This is a genomic window from Phytopseudomonas straminea (assembly GCF_900112645.1).
Lineage (GTDB): Bacteria > Pseudomonadota > Gammaproteobacteria > Pseudomonadales > Pseudomonadaceae > Aquipseudomonas > Aquipseudomonas straminea.
Genome location: NZ_FOMO01000004.1, coordinates 410,689 through 429,989 on the forward strand (window position 1 = coordinate 410,689; position 19,301 = coordinate 429,989).

General features: G+C 61.5%; 16 protein-coding genes, 2 tRNA genes and 1 pseudogene. 1 reads left to right on the top strand and 18 read right to left on the bottom strand.

Annotated features, from left to right (window positions below; all coding sequences use genetic code 11):
• Nucleotides 1-26 precede the first annotated feature (26 nt).
• From nusA to rlmE, 10 genes are all read right to left on the bottom strand, one after another.
• Nucleotides 27-1,508 (bottom strand): transcription termination factor NusA, encoded by a 1,482-nt coding sequence (gene nusA / locus BM279_RS12395; protein WP_093504132.1) that lies wholly within the window; start codon nucleotides 1,506-1,508, stop codon nucleotides 27-29.
• Between the two features lie 63 nt (nucleotides 1,509-1,571).
• Nucleotides 1,572-2,030 (bottom strand): ribosome maturation factor RimP, encoded by a 459-nt coding sequence (gene rimP, locus BM279_RS12400; protein WP_093504133.1) that lies wholly within the window; start codon nucleotides 2,028-2,030, stop codon nucleotides 1,572-1,574.
• 129 nt (nucleotides 2,031-2,159) lie between these two features.
• Nucleotides 2,160-2,232, bottom strand: a tRNA-Met gene (locus BM279_RS12405).
• A 97-nt stretch (nucleotides 2,233-2,329) separates the two neighbouring features.
• A tRNA-Leu gene (locus BM279_RS12410) sits at nucleotides 2,330-2,415 on the bottom strand.
• 10 nt (nucleotides 2,416-2,425) lie between these two features.
• Nucleotides 2,426-2,812 carry a preprotein translocase subunit SecG gene (gene secG / locus BM279_RS12415; protein ID WP_093504134.1) on the bottom strand — a complete coding sequence of 129 codons (387 nt, stop codon included), beginning with the start codon at nucleotides 2,810-2,812 and terminating at the stop codon, nucleotides 2,426-2,428.
• 4 nt (nucleotides 2,813-2,816) lie between these two features.
• Entirely contained in the window at nucleotides 2,817-3,572 is a 756-nt protein-coding gene (tpiA, locus tag BM279_RS12420) for a triose-phosphate isomerase (protein WP_093504135.1), read from the bottom strand.
• Nucleotides 3,573-3,637: 65 nt separating this feature from the next.
• Nucleotides 3,638-4,975 (bottom strand): phosphoglucosamine mutase, encoded by a 1,338-nt coding sequence (gene glmM, locus BM279_RS12425; protein WP_093504136.1) that lies wholly within the window; start codon nucleotides 4,973-4,975, stop codon nucleotides 3,638-3,640.
• Nucleotides 4,976-4,997: 22 nt separating this feature from the next.
• Nucleotides 4,998-5,849: a dihydropteroate synthase gene (folP, locus tag BM279_RS12430; RefSeq protein WP_093504137.1), complete on the bottom strand. Its 852-nt coding sequence runs from the start codon at nucleotides 5,847-5,849 to the stop codon at nucleotides 4,998-5,000.
• Nucleotides 5,850-5,859: 10 nt separating this feature from the next.
• Nucleotides 5,860-7,785 carry an ATP-dependent zinc metalloprotease FtsH gene (gene ftsH, locus BM279_RS12435; protein ID WP_093504138.1) on the bottom strand — a complete coding sequence of 642 codons (1,926 nt, stop codon included), beginning with the start codon at nucleotides 7,783-7,785 and terminating at the stop codon, nucleotides 5,860-5,862.
• A 178-nt stretch (nucleotides 7,786-7,963) separates the two neighbouring features.
• Nucleotides 7,964-8,596, bottom strand: a complete 633-nt coding sequence (gene rlmE / locus BM279_RS12440; protein ID WP_093504139.1) for a 23S rRNA (uridine(2552)-2'-O)-methyltransferase RlmE — start codon at nucleotides 8,594-8,596, stop codon at nucleotides 7,964-7,966.
• A gap of 97 nt (nucleotides 8,597-8,693) precedes the next feature.
• Here rlmE and yhbY point away from each other — a divergent pair, with 97 nt between their 5' ends.
• Complete coding sequence (yhbY, locus tag BM279_RS12445; protein ID WP_093504140.1) at nucleotides 8,694-9,005, top strand: ribosome assembly RNA-binding protein YhbY; 312 nt, start codon at nucleotides 8,694-8,696, stop codon at nucleotides 9,003-9,005.
• An 18-nt stretch (nucleotides 9,006-9,023) separates the two neighbouring features.
• On the opposite strand, the gene BM279_RS12450 is transcribed toward yhbY, so the two are convergent.
• The 8 genes and pseudogenes from BM279_RS12450 to grpE form a co-directional block, all read right to left on the bottom strand.
• Nucleotides 9,024-9,443 carry a DUF4149 domain-containing protein gene (locus BM279_RS12450; protein WP_093504141.1) on the bottom strand — a complete coding sequence of 140 codons (420 nt, stop codon included), beginning with the start codon at nucleotides 9,441-9,443 and terminating at the stop codon, nucleotides 9,024-9,026.
• Nucleotides 9,444-9,447: 4 nt separating this feature from the next.
• Complete coding sequence (gene greA / locus BM279_RS12455; protein WP_093504142.1) at nucleotides 9,448-9,924, bottom strand: transcription elongation factor GreA; 477 nt, start codon at nucleotides 9,922-9,924, stop codon at nucleotides 9,448-9,450.
• Nucleotides 9,921-13,142, bottom strand: coding sequence for a carbamoyl-phosphate synthase large subunit (gene carB, locus BM279_RS12460; RefSeq protein WP_093504143.1), 3,222 nt, complete (start codon nucleotides 13,140-13,142; stop codon nucleotides 9,921-9,923). The genes greA and carB overlap by 4 nt, the downstream gene beginning before the upstream one ends.
• Before the next feature lie 36 nt (nucleotides 13,143-13,178).
• Nucleotides 13,179-14,315, bottom strand: a complete 1,137-nt coding sequence (gene carA, locus BM279_RS12465) for a glutamine-hydrolyzing carbamoyl-phosphate synthase small subunit (RefSeq protein ID WP_093504144.1) — start codon at nucleotides 14,313-14,315, stop codon at nucleotides 13,179-13,181.
• 237 nt (nucleotides 14,316-14,552) lie between these two features.
• Nucleotides 14,553-15,353 (bottom strand): 4-hydroxy-tetrahydrodipicolinate reductase, encoded by an 801-nt coding sequence (gene dapB / locus BM279_RS12470; RefSeq protein ID WP_093504145.1) that lies wholly within the window; start codon nucleotides 15,351-15,353, stop codon nucleotides 14,553-14,555.
• 68 nt (nucleotides 15,354-15,421) lie between these two features.
• Nucleotides 15,422-16,549, bottom strand: a complete 1,128-nt coding sequence (dnaJ, locus tag BM279_RS12475) for a molecular chaperone DnaJ (RefSeq protein ID WP_093504146.1) — start codon at nucleotides 16,547-16,549, stop codon at nucleotides 15,422-15,424.
• A 123-nt stretch (nucleotides 16,550-16,672) separates the two neighbouring features.
• Nucleotides 16,673-18,592, bottom strand: coding sequence for a molecular chaperone DnaK (gene dnaK, locus BM279_RS12480; protein WP_093504147.1), 1,920 nt, complete (start codon nucleotides 18,590-18,592; stop codon nucleotides 16,673-16,675).
• Between the two features lie 99 nt (nucleotides 18,593-18,691).
• Nucleotides 18,692-19,261 (bottom strand): annotated as a pseudogene (gene grpE / locus BM279_RS12485) (nucleotide exchange factor GrpE); the annotation flags it as partial.
• Nucleotides 19,262-19,301: the final 40 nt, after the last annotated feature.

Here is a 19,301-nt window from a genome sequence, read left to right on the forward strand (position 1 = left end):
GCACTTCTCTCCTCAGGCCGTAAAACTTACTCGAACCAGTGGGCTCGGGCGGCCATGATCAGCTTGCCGGCACGCTCTTGGTCGATGCCGTCGATGTCGAGCAGGTCGTCGATCGACTGCTCGGCCAGGTCTTCACGGGTAACCACCCCGCGTACTGCCAGTTCCTGCGCCAAACCTTTGTCCATACCCTCGACTTCGAGGAGGTCTTCGGCCGGCTGGGCGTCTGCCAGTTTTTCTTCCGTGGCGATAGCCTTGGTCAGCAAACGATCCTTCGCCCGAGAGCGCAGTTCGTTGACGATTTCTTCGTCGAAACCATCGATGCTGAGCATCTCTTCCATCGGCACGTAGGCGATTTCTTCCAGGCTGGTGAAGCCTTCTTCGACCAGCACCTGGGCCAGCTCTTCGTCGACTTCCAGCTCGTCGATGAAGCCCTGCAGGATATCGCCGGTCTCGGCCTGCTGCTTGGCCTGGATGTCCGCCTCGGTCATCACGTTCAGCGTCCAGCCAGTCAGTTGGCTAGCCAGGCGCACGTTCTGGCCACCACGACCAATCGCCTGCGCCAGGTTGTCTTCGCCAACGGCGATGTCCATCGCGTGGGCATCTTCATCGACGATGATCGCCGCGACTTCGGCCGGCGACATCGCGTTGATGACGAACTGCGCCGGGTTGTCGTCCCACAGCACGATATCCACACGCTCGCCAACCAGCTCGCCGGAAACAGCCTGAACGCGCGAACCGCGCATGCCGATGCAGGCACCCTGCGGATCAATGCGTTTGTCCTTGGAACGCACCGCGATCTTGGCGCGCGAACCCGGGTCTCGGGAGGCGGCCTTGACCTCAATGAGGCCTTCAGCGATCTCCGGCACTTCGATGCGGAACAGCTCGATCAGCATTTCCGGCGCGGTACGCGACAGGATCAGCTGAGGGCCGCGGTTCTCGGTGCGGATTTCCTTGAGCAGTGCACGCAGGCGCACACCGACACGGAAAGTCTCACGCGGGATGATGTCTTCGCGCGCCAGCAGGGCCTCGGCGTTGGCACCCAGATCAACGATGACGCTGTCGCGGGTCACCTTCTTGACGGTACCGGCGATGATCTCACCCAACCGTTCGCGGTAGGCTTCGACCACCTGGGCGCGCTCGGCTTCACGAACCTTTTGCACGATGACCTGCTTGGCGGTCTGCGCAGCGATACGACCGAACTCGATGGATTCGATCTTCTCCTCGAGCACGTCGCCGACCTTGGCATTGGCCTCGACAGCACGCGGCATGTCGGTCGTTACCTGATGAGCCGGGTCTTCGAAGTTTTCTTCGTCGACCACGGTCCAGCAACGGAAGGTCTCGTAGTTACCACTCTGACGATTGATCGACACACGCAGTTCGACTTCGTCTTCAAAACGTTTCTTGGTCGCTGTGGCCAGCGCCAACTCGAGCGCCTCGAAAATCACAGCGGCCGGTACGCCCTTTTCATTGGATACCGACTCAACAACCAGCAGTACTTCTTTGCTCATCGTACGCCTCGCCTTTCGCAATCCATTGGGATCCACACATTCCGATCCCGCAGGATCCGTGTCTCAATCAAATCGGGGGATAATGTTGGCCTTGTCGATCATGTCGATCGGCAAAAGAAACTCGTGGTCATCCACCTGCACCACCACGTCCTCTTCCTCCACACCACGGAGCAGACCCTGGAAGTTGCGGCGCCCTTCGAACGGCGAGCGCAACTTGATTTTCACCTGCTCGCCGACGTGACTGGCGAACTGAGCCAACGTAAACAGTGGCCGATCCATGCCAGGCGACGATACCTCGAGAGTGTATTCGGCACTGATGGGATCCTCGACGTCGAGAACGCCACTGATCTGCCGACTGACCTTCTCGCAATCGTCGATAAGAATGCCGTTGGCATGATCGATGTAGATACGCAGCAGCGAGTGCCGCCCCTGAGACAGGAACTCGATACCCCAGCATTCGTAGCCAAGCGCTTCGACTACTGGGGCCACCAAGGCCTGCAACTGTTCTAGCTTGCTCGACACCTGAACCCCTCGCGCATGCTGTGCAAATAAAAAATGGGCGAAACGCCCATCTACAAGACCGCCCAGACGGCGGAAAATCTGTCTGCCAAGTAACAAAAAGCCCCTTGAAAGGGGCTCAATGAAAACCGACTGCGGGGGATGGACTTGAGCCAAAGACCTTCGGGTTATGAGCCCGACGAGCTACCGGACTGTTCACCCCGCGCTAAAACTGGGAGCGGATTATACGGCTGAAACGCCACACGGGTCAACCAACCCCCAAATACAGAAAAGCCCGCATGCAGCGGGCTTTTCTGTTTAATTGGTACCGAGAAGGGGACTCGAACCCCTACAGCCTATGGCCACTACCACCTCAAGGTAGCGTGTCTACCAATTCCACCACCTCGGCAATTTGACACTTACTTCGTTTCGGGAGCCTGAGGTACGTCTTGCTCTCCCGAAACTGGCGCTTGTTGTTGCTCAAGCACCGGTACATCTTCCGCAGGCTTGCTGCTCTGCGGCGCTTCCATCACCGCCGGATCCGGCAAACCAGCCTGACCCAGTGTATCAGACTTTTGATTAGCAAAATACGCTAACCCCAAGCTGGTAATGAAAAAACTGGCGGCGAGTATAGCAGTAACTCGACTCAGAAAGGTAGTACTTCCTTGGCTACCGAAAACGGTATTGGAAGCACCCGCGCCGAACGAAGCACCTGCATCGGCACCTTTACCCTGCTGCAGCAGAACCAGCACAACCACGCCGATCGCAGCCAGCAGATGAAGAACTACAACGCCTGTTTCCAGCATATTCTTAGTTTCCTGCAGCGCGACAAATCGCACCGAACTCATCCGCATTCAGAGAGGCCCCACCCACAAGCCCCCCATCGATATCAGGCATGCCGAAAAGCTCGGCTGCATTGGCGGCCTTGACGCTGCCGCCGTAAAGAATTCTCAAACCACCCGCTACCTGCGGGTCTTTCGCTGCGACTTGCGCACGAATGGCCGCATGCACGTCCTGCGCTTGCTGAGGCGTCGCCGTCAGCCCGGTACCAATTGCCCAGACCGGCTCATATGCCACAACCGCACCAGCAAGCACCGAAACACCCAGCGCATCGATCACACTATCGAGCTGACCGGCAACCACCTTGAGGGTTTCACCTGCCTCGCGCTGCTCCAGGGTTTCCCCAACGCACAGCACCGGCACCAGCCCTGCGACCTGAGCCGCCGCGAACTTGCGTACGACCTGCTCTTCGCTATCACCCAGAATCAGGCGACGCTCGGAATGACCGATCAGCACCAACTCGCAACCGACATCGCGCAACTGATCGCTCGACACCTCTCCGGTCAATGCACCCTGCCCCGCTTCGACGGCGCAATCCTGGGCGCCTACCGACACCGCAAGACCACTGACCCCCTCGACAACCTGGCCGAGATGAACACTGACAGGAAACACCGCAACCTCGACATCGGCAGGCAGTGACTGCCGATTCAGACCATCGATCAGCTCTGCGACACTGGCGCGGGTACCGTGCATTTTCCAGTTACCAGCAACCATTGAGCGACGCATGCTTTACCTCGTTGGTCAAAGAGGGCGCAGATGTTACCCAACCGCTTGTGGACTGGCAAGCCGAATCAAGCACAGACGCGCGAGACAATTTCAGCCAATTCATCGGCATAGGCTCGAACCTGAGTTTCGTCCTCGCCTTCGACCATTACCCGCACCAGTGGCTCGGTACCGGACTTGCGCAGCAGCACCCGGCCACGCCCAGCCATGCGTTCGGTCACACTGTCGCTGGCCGCCTGTACATCCGGGTGTTTGAGCGGATCGACGCCACCGCCGAAACGCACATTGACTAATACTTGCGGGCACTTGCGCAGCCCCTGACGGGCTTCCGCCAGGCTCTGACCGCGGCGACGAATGGCTAGAAGCACCTGCAGCGCAGCAACGATGGCATCGCCAGTCGTCACATGCTGGAAGCACACTAGATGACCCGAATTCTCACCGCCGACCTGCCAGCCGCGCTCGAGCAGCTCGGCGATCACGTAGCGGTCACCGACATTGGCTCGCACAAAAGGAATATCCAGCTCCTTGAGCGCAAGCTCCAGGCCCAGATTGCTCATCAGCGTACCCACGACACCGCCCTGCAGCTTGCCGCGGGCCTGCAGATCCCGGGCGATGATGAAGAGCAGCTCATCGCCATCCACCACGGCACCAGTGTGATCGACCATCAATACTCGATCGGCATCACCATCGAAGGCAATACCCAGGTCAGCGTGACGCGCCGTCACTTCGGCCTGAAGGTTCTCGATATGGGTCGAACCGCAATCGGCATTGATATTCAGCCCGTTGGGCTGGGCCGACAATACTGAAACCTCGGCGCCAAGCTCCTGAAATACCGCCGGCGCGACCTTGTAGGCTGCACCGTGGGCGCAGTCGAGCACGATCTTTAACCCGGAGAAGTTGGTGCTGGTCGGCACACTGCTCTTGCAGAATTCGATATAGCGGCCGGCGGCGTCGTTGATTCGCGATACCTTGCCGAGCTGCTCGGACTCGACCACGGTCATAGGCGCATCGAGCAGTTCTTCGATCATCAGCTCGACTTCATCCGGCAGCTTGGTGCCCTGCCCTGAGAAGAACTTGATGCCGTTGTCGTGGTGCGGATTGTGCGAAGCACTGATAACGATGCCAGCCTCGGCGTGAAAGGTGCGCGTCAAATAGGCGATCGCTGGCGTCGGCATCGGCCCCAGCAACATCACGTCAGCACCCGCTGCGGAGAGCCCCGCCTCGAGTGCCGATTCGAACATGTAGCCGGAAATGCGCGTGTCCTTGCCGATCAGAATGCGGCACTTGCCCTGTTTGCGAAACGCCATACCGGCGGCCCAGCCCAGCTTGAGCATGAAGTCCGGCGTGATGGGGTACTGACCGACGCGCCCACGGATACCGTCGGTGCCAAAATACTTGCGACTCAAAACGACAACTCCCTTTTTCTATTCACTGCGCCGCTTCGACCGCAGCGACCATGCGCACCACGTCCACGGTTTCCGCCACATCGTGCACGCGCAGGATATGCGCGCCCTTGGCGACCGCCAGGGCCGCCAGGGCCAGGCTGCCGTACAGACGACCATCGACCTCGCGGCCCAGCACGGCGCCAATCATACTCTTGCGTGACACGCCGACCAGCAGCGGCAGACCAAATTCCTGCAACGCCGGCATACGCCTGAACAGGCTGAGGTTGTGCTCCAAGGTCTTGGCGAAGCCGAAACCAGGGTCGAGCACGATGCGCTGCGCCGGGATACCGGCCGCCTCGCAGACGGCTAGTCGCTCGCGCAGAAAATCGGCCACGGCTTGTAGCACGTCATCGTACTGAGGGCTTTGCTGCATGGTCGTTGGCTCGCCCCGCATATGCATCAGGCACACCGGCAAACCGCTTTCGGCAGCAGCCTGCAGCGCACCCTCACGCTGCAGCGAGCGAACATCGTTGATCAACCCGGCACCCAGCCTGGCCGACTCGCGCATCACCTCGGGCGTGGAAGTATCCACGGAGATGATCACGTCCAGTTCGGCGGCGACCGCCTCCACCATGGGCGCGACCCGCTCCAACTCCTCGACCACCGACACCGGCGCAGCGCCGGGACGCGTGGATTCGCCGCCGATATCGATCAGCGTCGCACCGGCACGCACCATGCCTTCGGCGTGCCGTAGCGCCGTATCGCGAAGAGCGAAGCGACCACCGTCGGAAAAGGAATCTGGGGTGACGTTGAGGATGCCCATCACTTGCGGACGGCTTAAATCAAGAAACCGGCTGCCACAAGGCAGCCGGTTGTTTTTTTGCACAAGAGACATGAGAAGACTTTTATACCTCGGCAGCAGGACCGCCGATGGGCTTCTCGGGACGATCCGCTTCGTCAGGCTTGGCAGAAGGCGTGCCGGCACCGTTGCCGCCGCCCGTCCAGTCCTTCGGTTCGCGCACTGGGCGACCACTCATGATGTCATCGATCTGATCGATGTCGATGGTCTCGAACTTCATCAGCGCTTCGGCCATGGCATCGAGCTTGTCGCGGTTGTCGGTCAGAATCTGCTTGGCAGTGTTGTAGCAGCCGTCGATGACTGCGCGCACTTCGGAGTCGATCAGCTTGGCAGTTTCACCCGACACGCTGGCACCGGAGGAACCGCCACCACCGCGCAGGAAGGGCTGGTCTTCGTCTTCGGCATACAGAAGTGGACCGAGTTTTTCGGAAAGCCCCCACTTGGTGACCATGTTCCGAGCGATCTGGCTGGCCCGCATGATGTCGTTGGACGCACCGGTGGTGACGCCATCGAAGCCCAGAGTCATTTCCTCGGCGATACGGCCGCCGTAAAGCGAACAGATCTGGCTGGTCAGCGCGCGCTTACTGAGGCTGTAGCGATCTTCCTCGGGCAGGAACATAGTTACGCCCAGGGCGCGGCCGCGGGGAATGATGGTGACCTTGTAGACTGGATCGTGCTCGGGCACTAGGCGACCGACAATGGCGTGGCCCGCCTCGTGATACGCGGTGTTGAGCTTTTCCTTGTCGGACATGACCATGGTCTTGCGCTCGGCGCCCATCATGATCTTGTCTTTGGCCAGTTCGAACTCTTTCATCTCCACCAGTCGCTTGCCCGCGCGGGCAGCGAACAGCGACGCCTCGTTGACCAGGTTGGCCAGGTCGGCACCGGAGAAGCCCGGCGTACCACGGGCGATGACCGCAGCTTTGACGTCTTCGCCCATCGGGATCTTGCGCATGTGCACGTTGAGAATCTGCTCGCGGCCGCGGATGTCCGGCAGGCCGACGACCACTTGACGGTCGAAACGACCCGGACGCAGCAGGGCCTGATCGAGCACGTCCGGACGGTTGGTGGCGGCGATGACGATGATGCCGTCATTCATTTCGAAACCGTCCATCTCCACCAGCAGCTGGTTGAGGGTCTGCTCGCGCTCGTCATGACCACCGCCCATGCCAGCGCCACGGTGGCGACCGACGGCGTCGATCTCGTCGATGAAGATGATGCAGGGGGCATGTTTCTTGGCCTGCTCGAACATGTCGCGCACGCGGGAAGCACCGACACCGACGAACATCTCGACGAAATCGGAACCGGAAATGGTGAAGAACGGCACCTTGGCTTCGCCGGCAACGGCCTTGGCCAGCAGTGTCTTACCGGTACCTGGCGAGCCGACCATCAGCACGCCGCGAGGAATACGACCGCCCAGACGCTGGAATTTGCCCGGATCGCGCAGGAACTCGACCAGCTCGCTGACCTCTTCCTTGGCCTCGTCGCAGCCGGCGACGTCAGCAAAGGTGGTCTTGACCTGATCTTCGGAGAGCAGGCGCGCCTTGGATTTGCCGAAGCTCATTGGCCCGCCCTTGCCGCCTGCACCGCCCTGCATCTGGCGCATGAAGAACATGAACACGGCGATGATCACCAGAATCGGGAAGCTGGCGACCAGCAGCTGAGTCCAGATGCTCTGTTGCTCTGGCTGCTTGCCAACGATCTCGACGTTGTTGTCCATCAGATCCTTGATCAGGCCGTTATCCTGGATCGCCGGGCGCACGGTTTCGAACGAGGAGCCGTCGGAACGCAGGCCGCTGATGATGTAGCCATCGACGGTGACGCGCTTGACCCCACCGCTCTGCACCTGCTCGATGAATTGCGAGTAGTTGAGCTTGTTGGTCTCACTGGGGCTGGAGAAGTTGTTCATCACCGTGACGAGGACGGCGGCGATGATCAGCCACAGGATCAGATTCTTTGCCATGTCGTTCAATTAGCTACCCTCTGAAGCAGGCCCCTTGCCGAAGCGTGCTTCGCATGACGACCAGTTATAAACCGATCTAACTTACTACAAACGCCCGCTCGTGGCTGACACCGTCTGTAACCCTTTATGAGACGTCTGCCCATTACGATGCGCGTCTTGGCTTGGACTGACAACCACGCCATTGGTTTTACTCGGCCACCGGCCCCTTGAAGCCTCGGGCCAGCAGATACTGCTCGCGGGAGCGGTCACGGGACGACAGGGGTTTGCGCATCTGCACCTTGTCGAACTGACGGCGCACCTCCTTGTGGTACTCGTCGAAACCCTCGCCCTGGAAGATCTTGATCAGGAAATCGCCGCCGGGCTTGAGCACCCGGCCAGCCAGATCCAGCGCCAGCTCGCACAAGTACATCGCGCGCGGCTGATCGGCGGCCCTCACCCCACTCATATTGGGGGCCATATCGGAAATCACAAGGTCGACGGGATTATTGTCGATGGCCTCGAGAATCCGGGCGAACACGGCGTCGTCGGTGAAATCGCCCTGAATGAAGGTGACGTCCGGGATGCTGTCCATCTCCAGGATGTCGGAGGCGATCAGCCGGCCCTTGTCGCCGATCACCCGGCTGGTAACCTGGGACCAACCGCCCGGCGCAGCGCCGAGGTCGACCACGGTCATACCGGGCCGCAGGATGCGATCCTTCTCCTGCACCTCTAAAAGCTTGTAACTGGCGCGTGAACGGTAGCCGTCCTTTTGCGCCATTTTGACGTACGGATCGTCGAAATGCTCTTTCAGCCAACGCTGGCTGGTCTTGGAACGGGCCACACAACACCTCGAGAGAACAGAATGAATAACTGGGCGGGCCTCGGGCGGCTCGGTTAAAATAGCCCGCTTTCCCAGATTAATACGCAGGGTTCAGATTATGCCGCTCACTCAAGAGCAGAAGAAACAGTTCAAATCTATCGGCCACCACCTGAAACCGGTATTGATCGTCGCCGACAACGGTGTTACCGAAGGCGTAGCGGCCGAACTCGAACGCGCGCTGAACGACCATGAACTGATCAAGATCCAGGTGCGTGTCGCCGAACGTGACGACCGCCTGGCGGTGATCGAAGAACTGTGCAAGGCCGGCAATGCCGAACTGGCGCAGGTCATCGGCAAGATGGCGCTGCTGTACCGCAAGAACCCCAAGGCCAATCGCAACCTGTCCAACATCAGCCGTTATCAGGGCTGATTCAGATGCTCAGCCGACCTACGGGTCGGCTGCCCCGCTCTTGCGCGGCACAGGCTGCAACACCAGCAACACGCCGAAGAACGCCAGCAGCAGGTAGCTGAACAGTTGCCAGCGCAGCGCCTGCGGCCACAGCACCAGCGAAACCAGAAAGGCCAGCGAGACGACCAGCACCGCGAGCAGCAATTGCCCGCTGCGCACTCGCCACAGCGCCGACATTCCACACTGACGAACCAGCAGCAAGAGCTGCAGCAGCGCTGCACCCAGCGTAATGCCGACCATCTGCGGCACCAGAGTGCGCGCGACTTCTTCGATCAGCAAGGACGCCAGACCGACACTAGCGAGCCCCGGCAGCACCAGAAAGTGCAGGATCCAGATGCCGCCGACCCAGAGGGTTTGCAGCAGCATCCAGGCGTTGGCTGCGCTGTCACGCGCAGCCATCCGGTCAGATGTGGCGAACTTCGACAATCTCGTACTCGACCAAGCCACTGGGCGTGTTGACACCAACCACGTCACCTTCGCTCTTGCCCACCAGGGCGCGAGCGATGGGCGAACCCACGGAAATCTTGCCCTGCTTGATGTCGGCTTCGTCCTCGCCAACGATCTGGTAGGTCACGCTCTCGTCGGTCTCGACGTTGGCGATTTCCACGGTGGTGCCGAAGATCACCTTGCCGGTATGGGCAATAGTGGTGACGTCGATGATCACCGCATTCTGCAGGCGGCCTTCGATGTCACGCACACGCGCCTCGACCATGCCCTGCTCCTCGCGGGCGGCATGGTATTCGGCGTTTTCCTTGAGGTCACCCAGCTCACGGGCCTCGGCGATCGCCTGACTGAGCGCCGGGCGACGCACCTTGGTCAGGTGCGCCAGCTCTTCTTCCAGGGCGCGAGCGCCCTGAATGGTCATGGGGTACTTGTTCATGCCTTGATTCCTGCGTGCAGATCCTGCAGACGGCGCACGGTCTTCTCGGGACCGAACTTGAGCGCCTCGCAGACCGCCTGCCCCGCCGCAATGGTGGTGGTGCAGTAGATCTTGTGCTGCAGAGCGTTACGACGAATGGAGTAGGAGTCAGCGATGGACTGACGGCCTTCGGTGGTGTTGATGATCAGGGTGACTTCGTCGTTCTTGATCATGTCGACCACGTGCGGACGGCCCTCGGTCACCTTGTTGACGCGGCGTACCGGCAGACCAGCCGCTTCGATCACCTTGGCGGTGCCGGCAGTGGCCACCACTTCGAAGCCCAGCGCGACCAGATCGCGGGCGACCCGTACGGCTTCCGGCTTGTCGTCTTCACGCACGCTGATAAACGCGCAACCGGAGTTCGGCAGGATCTCGCTGGCACCGAGCTGCGCCTTGGCAAACGCCTCGCCGAAGCTGTCGCCAACGCCCATCACTTCACCGGTGGACTTCATTTCCGGGCCGAGGATCGGGTCGACACCCGGGAACTTGTTGAACGGGAACACCGCTTCCTTGACGCTGAAGAACGGCGGGATGATTTCCTGGGTGAAGCCCAGTTCAGCCAGACTCTTGCCGGCCATCACGCGGGCAGCCACCTTGGCCAGCGACTCGCCAATGCACTTGGACACGAACGGCACGGTACGCGAGGCACGCGGATTGACCTCGATCACGTAGATGTCCTCGCCCTGCACGGCCATCTGCACGTTCATCAGGCCGACGACGCCCAGCTCCAGAGCCATCTTCTTGACCTGGTCGCGGATCTCGTCCTGGATGTGCGCCGGCAGCGAGTACGGCGGCAGCGAGCACGCCGAGTCACCGGAGTGAACGCCGGCCTGCTCGATGTGCTGCATGATCGCGCCGATCACCACGATCTCGCCGTCGCTGACTGCGTCCACGTCCACCTCGATGGCGCAGTTGAGGAAGCGGTCGAGCAGCACCGGGCTGTCGTTGGAAACCTTTACCGCTTCGCGCATGTAACGCTTGAGCTCTTCTTCCTGGTAGACGATTTCCATCGCCCGGCCGCCCAGCACGTAGGACGGACGCACCACCATCGGGTAGCCGATGTTCTTGGACAGGGTCAGCGCTTCTTCTTCACTGCGCGCGGTGGCGTTGGCCGGCTGACGCAGGCCGAGGCGCTGCACCATCTGCTGGAAGCGCTCGCGGTCTTCGGCGCGGTCGATGGCGTCCGGGCTGGTGCCGATGATCGGCACGCCCGCCTCTTCCAGGGCGCGGCACAGCTTCAGCGGGGTCTGGCCGCCGTACTGGACGATCACGCCCTTGGGCTGCTCGACGCGGACGATTTCCAGCACGTCCTCCAGGGTCACCGGTTCGAAGTAGAGGCGATCGGAGGTGTCGTAGTCGGTGGAGACGGTTTCCGGGTTGCAGTTGACCATGATGGTCTCGTAACCGTCTTCACGCATGGCCAGCGCGGCGTGTACGCAGCAATAGTCGAACTCGATACCCTGGCCGATGCGGTTCGGGCCGCCACCGAGGATCATGATCTTGTCACGGCTGCTCGGATTGGCCTCGCACTCTTCCTCGTAGGTCGAGTACATGTAGGCGGTGTCGGTGGCGAACTCGGCGGCGCAGGTGTCGACGCGCTTGTAGACCGGCAGCACCTTGAGCTTGTGACGATGGCTGCGCAGGTTCTTCTCGGTGACGCCGAGCAGCGCGGCCAGGCGCGCATCGGAGAAACCCTTGCGCTTGAGGCTGAACATCAGGTCGCGGTCGATGCTCGACAGGCCCAGGGTCTGGATGCGCTGCTCGTCCTTGATCAGGTCTTCGATCTGCACCAGGAACCATTCATCGATGCGGGTCAGCTCGAACACTTCCTCGACGGTCTTGCCGGCACGGAAGGCGTCGCCCACGTACCAGATACGGTCGGCGCCCGGCACGATCAGCTCGCGCTTGAGGGTGCTTTCGGCTTCCGGGTCAGCCGGATCGAGCTTCGGATCGAAGCCGGCAACGCCAACTTCCAGACCGCGCAGCGCCTTGTGCAGGGATTCCTGGAAGGTCCGGCCGATGGCCATGACTTCACCGACGGACTTCATCTGAGTGGTCAGGCGGGCGTCGGCGTTGGGGAATTTCTCGAAAGCGAAACGCGGGATCTTGGTGACCACGTAATCGATGGCCGGCTCGAACGACGCCGGGGTACGACCGCCGGTGATGTCGTTCTGCAGTTCGTCGAGGGTGTAACCCACGGCCAGCTTGGCGGCGATCTTGGCGATCGGGAAGCCGGTGGCCTTGGAAGCCAGTGCCGAGGAACGCGATACGCGCGGGTTCATCTCGATGACGACCATACGACCAGTGTTCGGGCAGATGCCGAACTGCACGTTGGAGCCGCCGGTTTCCACGCCGATCTCGCGCAGCACCGCCAGGGAGGCGTTACGCAGGATCTGGTATTCCTTGTCCGTCAGGGTCTGGGCCGGTGCCACGGTGATCGAGTCACCGGTGTGCACGCCCATCGGGTCGAAGTTCTCGATGGAGCAGACGATGATGCAGTTGTCCTTCTTGTCGCGGACCACCTCCATCTCGTATTCCTTCCAGCCGATCAGCGACTCGTCGATCAGCAGCTCGTTGGTCGGCGACAGGTCCAGACCACGTGTACAGATTTCCTCGAACTCTTCGCGGTTGTAGGCGATACCGCCGCCGGTGCCGCCCATGGTGAAGCTCGGACGGATGATGCACGGGAAGCCGACCTTCTCGAGCACACCGTAGGCTTCTTCCATGCTGTGGGCGATACCCGATACCGGGCAAGCCAGGCCGATGTCCTTCATCGCCTTGTCGAAGCGCGAGCGGTCTTCGGCCTTGTCGATGGTGTCGGCGTTGGCACCGATCATCTCGACGCCGAACTTCTCCAGCACGCCGTGACGCTCCAGATCCAGCGCACAGTTCAGCGCGGTCTGGCCGCCCATGGTCGGCAGCAGCGCGTCCGGACGTTCCTTCTCGATGATCTTGGCCACGGTGGCCCATTTGATCGGCTCGATGTAGGTGGCGTCGGCCATGGCCGGGTCGGTCATGATGGTGGCCGGGTTGGAGTTCACCAGGATGACGCGGAAACCTTCCTCGCGCAGGGCCTTGCAGGCCTGGGCGCCGGAATAGTCGAACTCGCAGGCCTGGCCGATGACGATGGGGCCGGCGCCGAGGATCAGGATACTTTTGATGTCTGTACGTTTTGGCATAGCGGTTACTCGAATCCTTGGGTCAGTCGGCGAGGCTTAGCGGCGCTTGGCCATGGCTTCGATGAAGCGGTCGAACAGCGGGGCGACATCGTTCGGGCCCGGGCTGGCTTCGGGGTGACCCTGGAAGCTGAAGGCGTCCTTGTCGGTACGCTCGATGCCCTGCAGGGTGCCGTCGAACAGCGACTTGTGGATCGGGCGAAGATTGCTCGGCAGGCTGTTCTCGTCCACGGCGAAACCGTGGTTCTGGCTGGTGATCATCACCACGCCGGTGTCGAGATCCTGTACCGGATGGTTGGCACCGTGGTGGCCGTGGCCCATTTTCAGGGTCTTGGCGCCGGAGGCCAGGGCCAGCAACTGGTGGCCGAGGCAGATGCCGAATACCGGGATGTCGGTTTCCAGAACGTCCTTGATCGCCTGAATGGCGTAGTCACACGGCTCGGGGTCGCCAGGACCGTTGGACAGGAACACGCCCTCGGGATTGAGCGCCAGCACTTCGCTGGCCGGGGTCTGCGCCGGCACCACGGTCAGGCGGCAACCGCGCTCGACCAGCATGCGCAGGATGTTCAGCTTGACGCCGTAGTCGTAGGCGACCACGTGGTACGGCAGCTCGCTGGCAGCGATCTCGGGATGGCTGTCGTCTTTCAGGTTCCACACACTGGAGCGCCACTCGTAGCGCTCGGTGCAGCTGACTTCCTTGGCCAGGTCCATGCCTTTCAGGCCCGGGAAGCCACGCGCCAGCTCCAGGGCTTTTTCCTCGGTGGCGTCGGCGCCAACCAGGATGCAGCCGTTTTGGGAGCCTTTTTCACGCAGGATGCGCGTCAGGCGGCGGGTATCGATACCGGCGATGGCGACGGTGCCGTTTTCCTTGAGGTAATCAGGCAGCGACTGCTTGTTACGCCAGTTGCTGGCGATCAGCGGCAGATCGCGAATGATCAGGCCGGCAGCCCAGACACGATCGGACTCGGCGTCTTCCGGCGTGGTGCCGGTATTGCCGATATGTGGATAGGTCAGGGTAACGATCTGCTGGGCATAAGACGGATCGGTAAGAATTTCCTGATAGCCGGTCATGGCGGTGTTGAACACCACCTCCCCGACAGTTTGGCCGTCGGCCCCGATGGCCTCGCCGCGAAAAATGCTGCCGTCAGCAAGGGCGAGTATGGCTGGCTTACTCAAGAAGACCTCCCGTAGATCGTGGAGCAAACGCAGATTGTAAAAAAGCGGGATGACGTGTGAAGGTCATCCCGCTTTTTTGATTGATTCATTCTGCGCAACTTTTAGTGGACACACTAAAGCGAAAAGCTTACAGGAAAAGTGCCTTTTTCGAAAGGCGTTCAAGGCCAAAAACCTGAAATCCGATCCGCGGCCGCCCCTGATAACCACCGAGGGCGCCATTGGCACCCTCGATTTCGGTTACTTCAGCCCCAGCACGTCCTGCATGTCGTAGAGCGCTGGCGAGCGCTGCTGCAGCCAGGAGGCCGCGCGCACTGCGCCCTTGGCGAAGGTCATGCGGCTGGACGCCTTGTGGGTGATTTCCACGCGCTCGCCGTCAGCGGCGAACAGTACGGTGTGATCACCGACCACATCACCGGCGCGCACCGTGGCGAAACCGATGGTCTCGCGCTGGCGTGCACCGGTCTGCCCTTCACGCCCATAGACCGCGACCTTTTCCAGGTCACGCCCCAGCGCATTGGCCACCACCTCGCCCATGCGCAGCGCGGTTCCCGATGGCGCGTCGACCTTGTGACGGTGATGAGCCTCGAGTACTTCGATATCCACATCGTCGCCCAGCACGCGGGCGGCGGTATCGAGCAACTTCAGGCACAGGTTCACGCCCACACTGAAATTGGCGGCGAAGACGATCGGAATCTGTTTGCCGGCATCGACCAGCAACTGCTTTTGCGCGGCACTGAAACCGGTGGTGCCAATGACCATCGCCTTGCCGGCGCGGCGGCAGACCTCCAGGTTCTCGAGGGTCACCGAGGGATGGGTGAAGTCGATCAGCACGTCGAACTCGTCGAGCACGCTTTCCAGGCTGCCGGACAGAGCCACGCCCAGCTTGCCGACGCCCGCCAGCTCACCGGCATCGGCGCCGAGCAGTGTGCTGGTCGGACGCGCCACAGCGGCGCCGAGCACGACGCCATCGGCCTGATGCACGGCCTCGATCAGGTTCTTGCCCATGCGCCCGGCGGCGCCCGTGACTGCAATACGCATATGCATAACTCCAAAGTACAAACGGCGAGCAGCCGGCCACCGCCAGTTGCTCGCCGTGCATTACCGCATTAAAGGTCGCCGAAGAAGCGCTTCACGCCTTCGAACCAGCCATTGGCCTTGGGCGAATTGGAGCTGTTGCCCACCAGGGACTGACGAAACTCTTCGAGCAGCTCGCGCTGGCGACGATCGAGATTGACCGGCGTTTCCACCGCCACCTTGCACATCAGATCGCCCGCACCGCCGCCACGCACCGGGGCGACGCCCTTGCCGCGCAGACGGAACAACTTGCCGGTCTGGGTGCCTTCCGGAATCTTCAGTTTGACCCGACCATCGAGGGTAGGCACTTCCAGCTCGCCGCCCAGAGCGGCATCGACGAAGCTGATCGGCACCTCGCAATACAGGTGCTTGCCGTCACGCTGGAAGATCGCGTGCTCGCGCACGTTGACCACCACGTAGAGGTCGCCCGACGGGCCGCCCAGGGTACCCGCCTCGCCCTCGCCGGACAGACGGATACGGTCGCCGGTATCGACACCGGCCGGTACCTTGACCGACAGGGTCTTGTGCTCTTCGACACGACCATGGCCATGGCAGGAGCCGCAGGGGTCGGTGATCATCTTGCCGCTGCCGTGGCAGCGCGGGCAGGTCTGCTGCACCGAGAAGAAGCCCTGCTGCATGCGCACCTGGCCGATGCCGCCGCACGTGGTACAGGTCACCGGGCTGGTGCCCTTCTTGGCACCCGAACCATCGCAGGTCTTGCAGTTGACCAGGGTCGGCACGCGAATGGTCACCGTGGTGCCACGTACCGCCTCCTCGAGATCCAGCTCCAGGGTGTAACGCAGGTCACTGCCGCGCTGCGCACCACCGCGCTGACCGCCACGCTGGCCGCCGAAGAAATCGCTGAACACGTCGCCGAAGATGTCGGAGAAGTTCGCGCCGCCACCACCAAAGCCGCCACCGCCGCCCATTTGCGGGTCGACGCCTGCATGACCGTACTGATCGTAGGCGCTGCGCTTGCCGGCATCGGACAGCACTTCGTAGGCCTCGTTAGCCTCCTTGAAGGCGTCTTCGGCCGCTTTGTCGCCGGGATTGCGATCGGGGTGATGCTTCATCGCCAGGCGACGGTAAGCCTTCTTCAGCTCCGCCTCGCTGGCCCCGCGCTCGACCCCGAGCACTTCGTAGTAGTCACGTTTAGACATGGGTTTCTAGCACTCTCAAAATTCTTAAAGTCCAGACACGCCAACGCGGGAGCAAGCCCCCGCGCGGCGGATCACCCTGCCACACCGTAGCGTGACAGGGCGCAAACACAGGCAAGCCGGGGCTTACTTGTTGTCCTTGACTTCCTCGAACTCGGCGTCGACCACGTCGTCGGCAGAGCCCTTGGTTTCGCCAGCATCCGCCGCACCGGCAGCGCCAGGCTGCGGCTGCTCGGCGTACATCTTCTGCGCCAGCGGAGTGGTGGCTTCGGACAGCGCATTCATCTTCGCTTCGATGGCCGCCTTGTCGTCGCCCTTCACGGCAACTTCCAGCTCGCCCAGCGCCGCTTCGATGGCTGTCTTCTCTTCGGCAGTCGCCTTGTCGCCAGCCTCGGTGAGCATCTTGCGGGTGGCGTGCACCAGTTGGTCACCCTGGTTGCGCGCTGCTGCCAGCTCTTCGAACTTGCGGTCTTCCTCGGCGTTGGCCTCGGCGTCACGCACCATGCGCTCGATCTCGTCATCGGACAGACCGGAGTTGGCCTTGATCACGATGGACTGCTGCTTGCCGGTGGCCTTGTCTTTGGCGCCGACGTGCAGGATGCCGTTGGCGTCGATGTCGAAGGTCACTTCGATCTGCGGCACGCCGCGCGGAGCCGGCGGAATCTCGGCCAGGTCGAACTTGCCCAGGGACTTGTTCTGTGCGGCCTGCTTACGCTCACCCTGCAGCACATGAATGGTCACCGCGCTCTGGTTGTCGTCGGCGGTCGAGAACACCTGCGACTTCTTGGTCGGGATGGTGGTGTTCTTTTCGATCAGCGGCGTCATCACACCGCCCATGGTTTCGATACCCAGGGTCAGCGGGGAGACGTCGAGCAGCAGTACGTCCTTGACGTCACCGGCCAGTACAGCGCCCTGAATGGCAGCGCCCATGGCCACAGCCTCGTCCGGGTTGACGTCCTTGCGAGCGTCTTTGCCGAAGAAGTCGGAAACGGCCTTCTGTACCAGCGGCATACGGGTCTGACCGCCGACCAGGATCACGTCGTCGATCTTGCCGACGTCGATACCGGCGTCTTTCAGCGCGATGCGGCAAGGCTCGATGGTACGGCTGACCAGATCCTCGACCAGCGACTCCAGCTTGGCGCGGGAGATCTTCACGTTCAGGTGCTTCGGACCGGTGGCATCGGCAGTGATGTACGGCAGGTTGACGTCTGTCGACTGCGAAGACGACAGCTCGATCTTGGCCTTCTCGGCAGCTTCCTTCAGGCGCTGCAAAGCCAGCGGATCGTTCTTCAGGTCCATGCCGGACTCTTTCTTGAACTCGTCGACGAGGTAGTCGATCAGGCGCATGTCGAAGTCTTCACCACCCAGGAAGGTGTCACCGTTGGTGGCCAGTACTTCGAACTGGTGCTCGCCGTCGACTTCGGCGATTTCGATCACCGACACGTCAAAGGTACCGCCGCCCAGGTCATAGACGATCACAGTGTGGTCGCCCTTGGCTTTGTCCATGCCATAGGCAAGGGCTGCAGCGGTCGGCTCGTTGATGATGCGCTTGACGTCCAGACCGGCGATGCGGCCGGCGTCCTTGGTGGCCTGACGCTGGCTGTCGTTGAAGTAGGCCGGCACGGTGATGACCGCTTCGGTGACAGGCTCGCCCAGGTAGTCCTCGGCGGTCTTCTTCATCTTCTTCAGCACTTCGGCGCTGATCTGCGGCGGCGCCATGTCCTTGCCGCTGGCCTGCACCCAGGCGTCACCGTTGCTGGCCTTGACGATCTTGTAAGGCACCAGCTTGATGTCTTTCTGCACGACGTCTTCTTCGAAGCGACGGCCGATCAGGCGCTTAACCGCGAACAGGGTATTGTGCGGGTTGGTAACCGCCTGACGTTTGGCCGACTGACCGACCAGAATCTCGCCATCGTTGGCATAAGCAACGATGGACGGCGTGGTACGCGCGCCTTCGGCGTTTTCGATGACTTTGACGTTACCGTTTTCAAGAATGGAGACGCAGGAGTTGGTGGTCCCCAGGTCGATACCGATGATTTTGCCCATTTCACTCTCCCGAAACTTTGAAATATCCGCCGCGTTGTCGTGACCGCTGCGGTAGCACTAATACGCTTGACTCACTAAATGGGGTGTGGCCCGCCGATTTCAAGCCTGCTCATCGATAGATGGCGGCGCCTCGGCCGGGGCCTTACTGACCACGACCATGGCCGGACGCAGCAGGCGACCGTTGAGCAGGTAGCCCTTCTGGAAAACCTTGAGCACGCTGTTGGGCTCGACGTTGGTGCTTTCCTGCATGGCCATCGCCTGATGATGCTCCGGGTTGAACGGCGCACCATGAGGGTCAATGGCTTCCAGCTGGTGGCGCTTGAGGGTGTCGAGCAGCAACTTAAGCGTCAGCTCCATGCCCTCACGCACCGCCTTGATCGATTCGTCGTCGGCGCTGGACAACTCGAGACCACGTTCGAGACTGTCGACCACCGGCAGCAGGTCGTTGGCAAATTTCTCGAGGGCGAACTTGTGCGCCTTCTCGACATCCTGTTCAGCGCGACGGCGCACGTTCTGCAGATCGGCAGCCATGCGCAGCGACTGATCCTGCGCAGTCGCCAGTTGCTCTTCCAGCGCTTGCACGCGAGCAGCCAGGTCTTCGCTTGGCGCGGCGTCGTTCGCTTGCGCTTCGGAAGTCTGCGGATCCAGGTTCTGTTCGTCAGCCATGCATTTCTCCTCTGAATGATTCGACGAGCCTCAACTCGCGCGT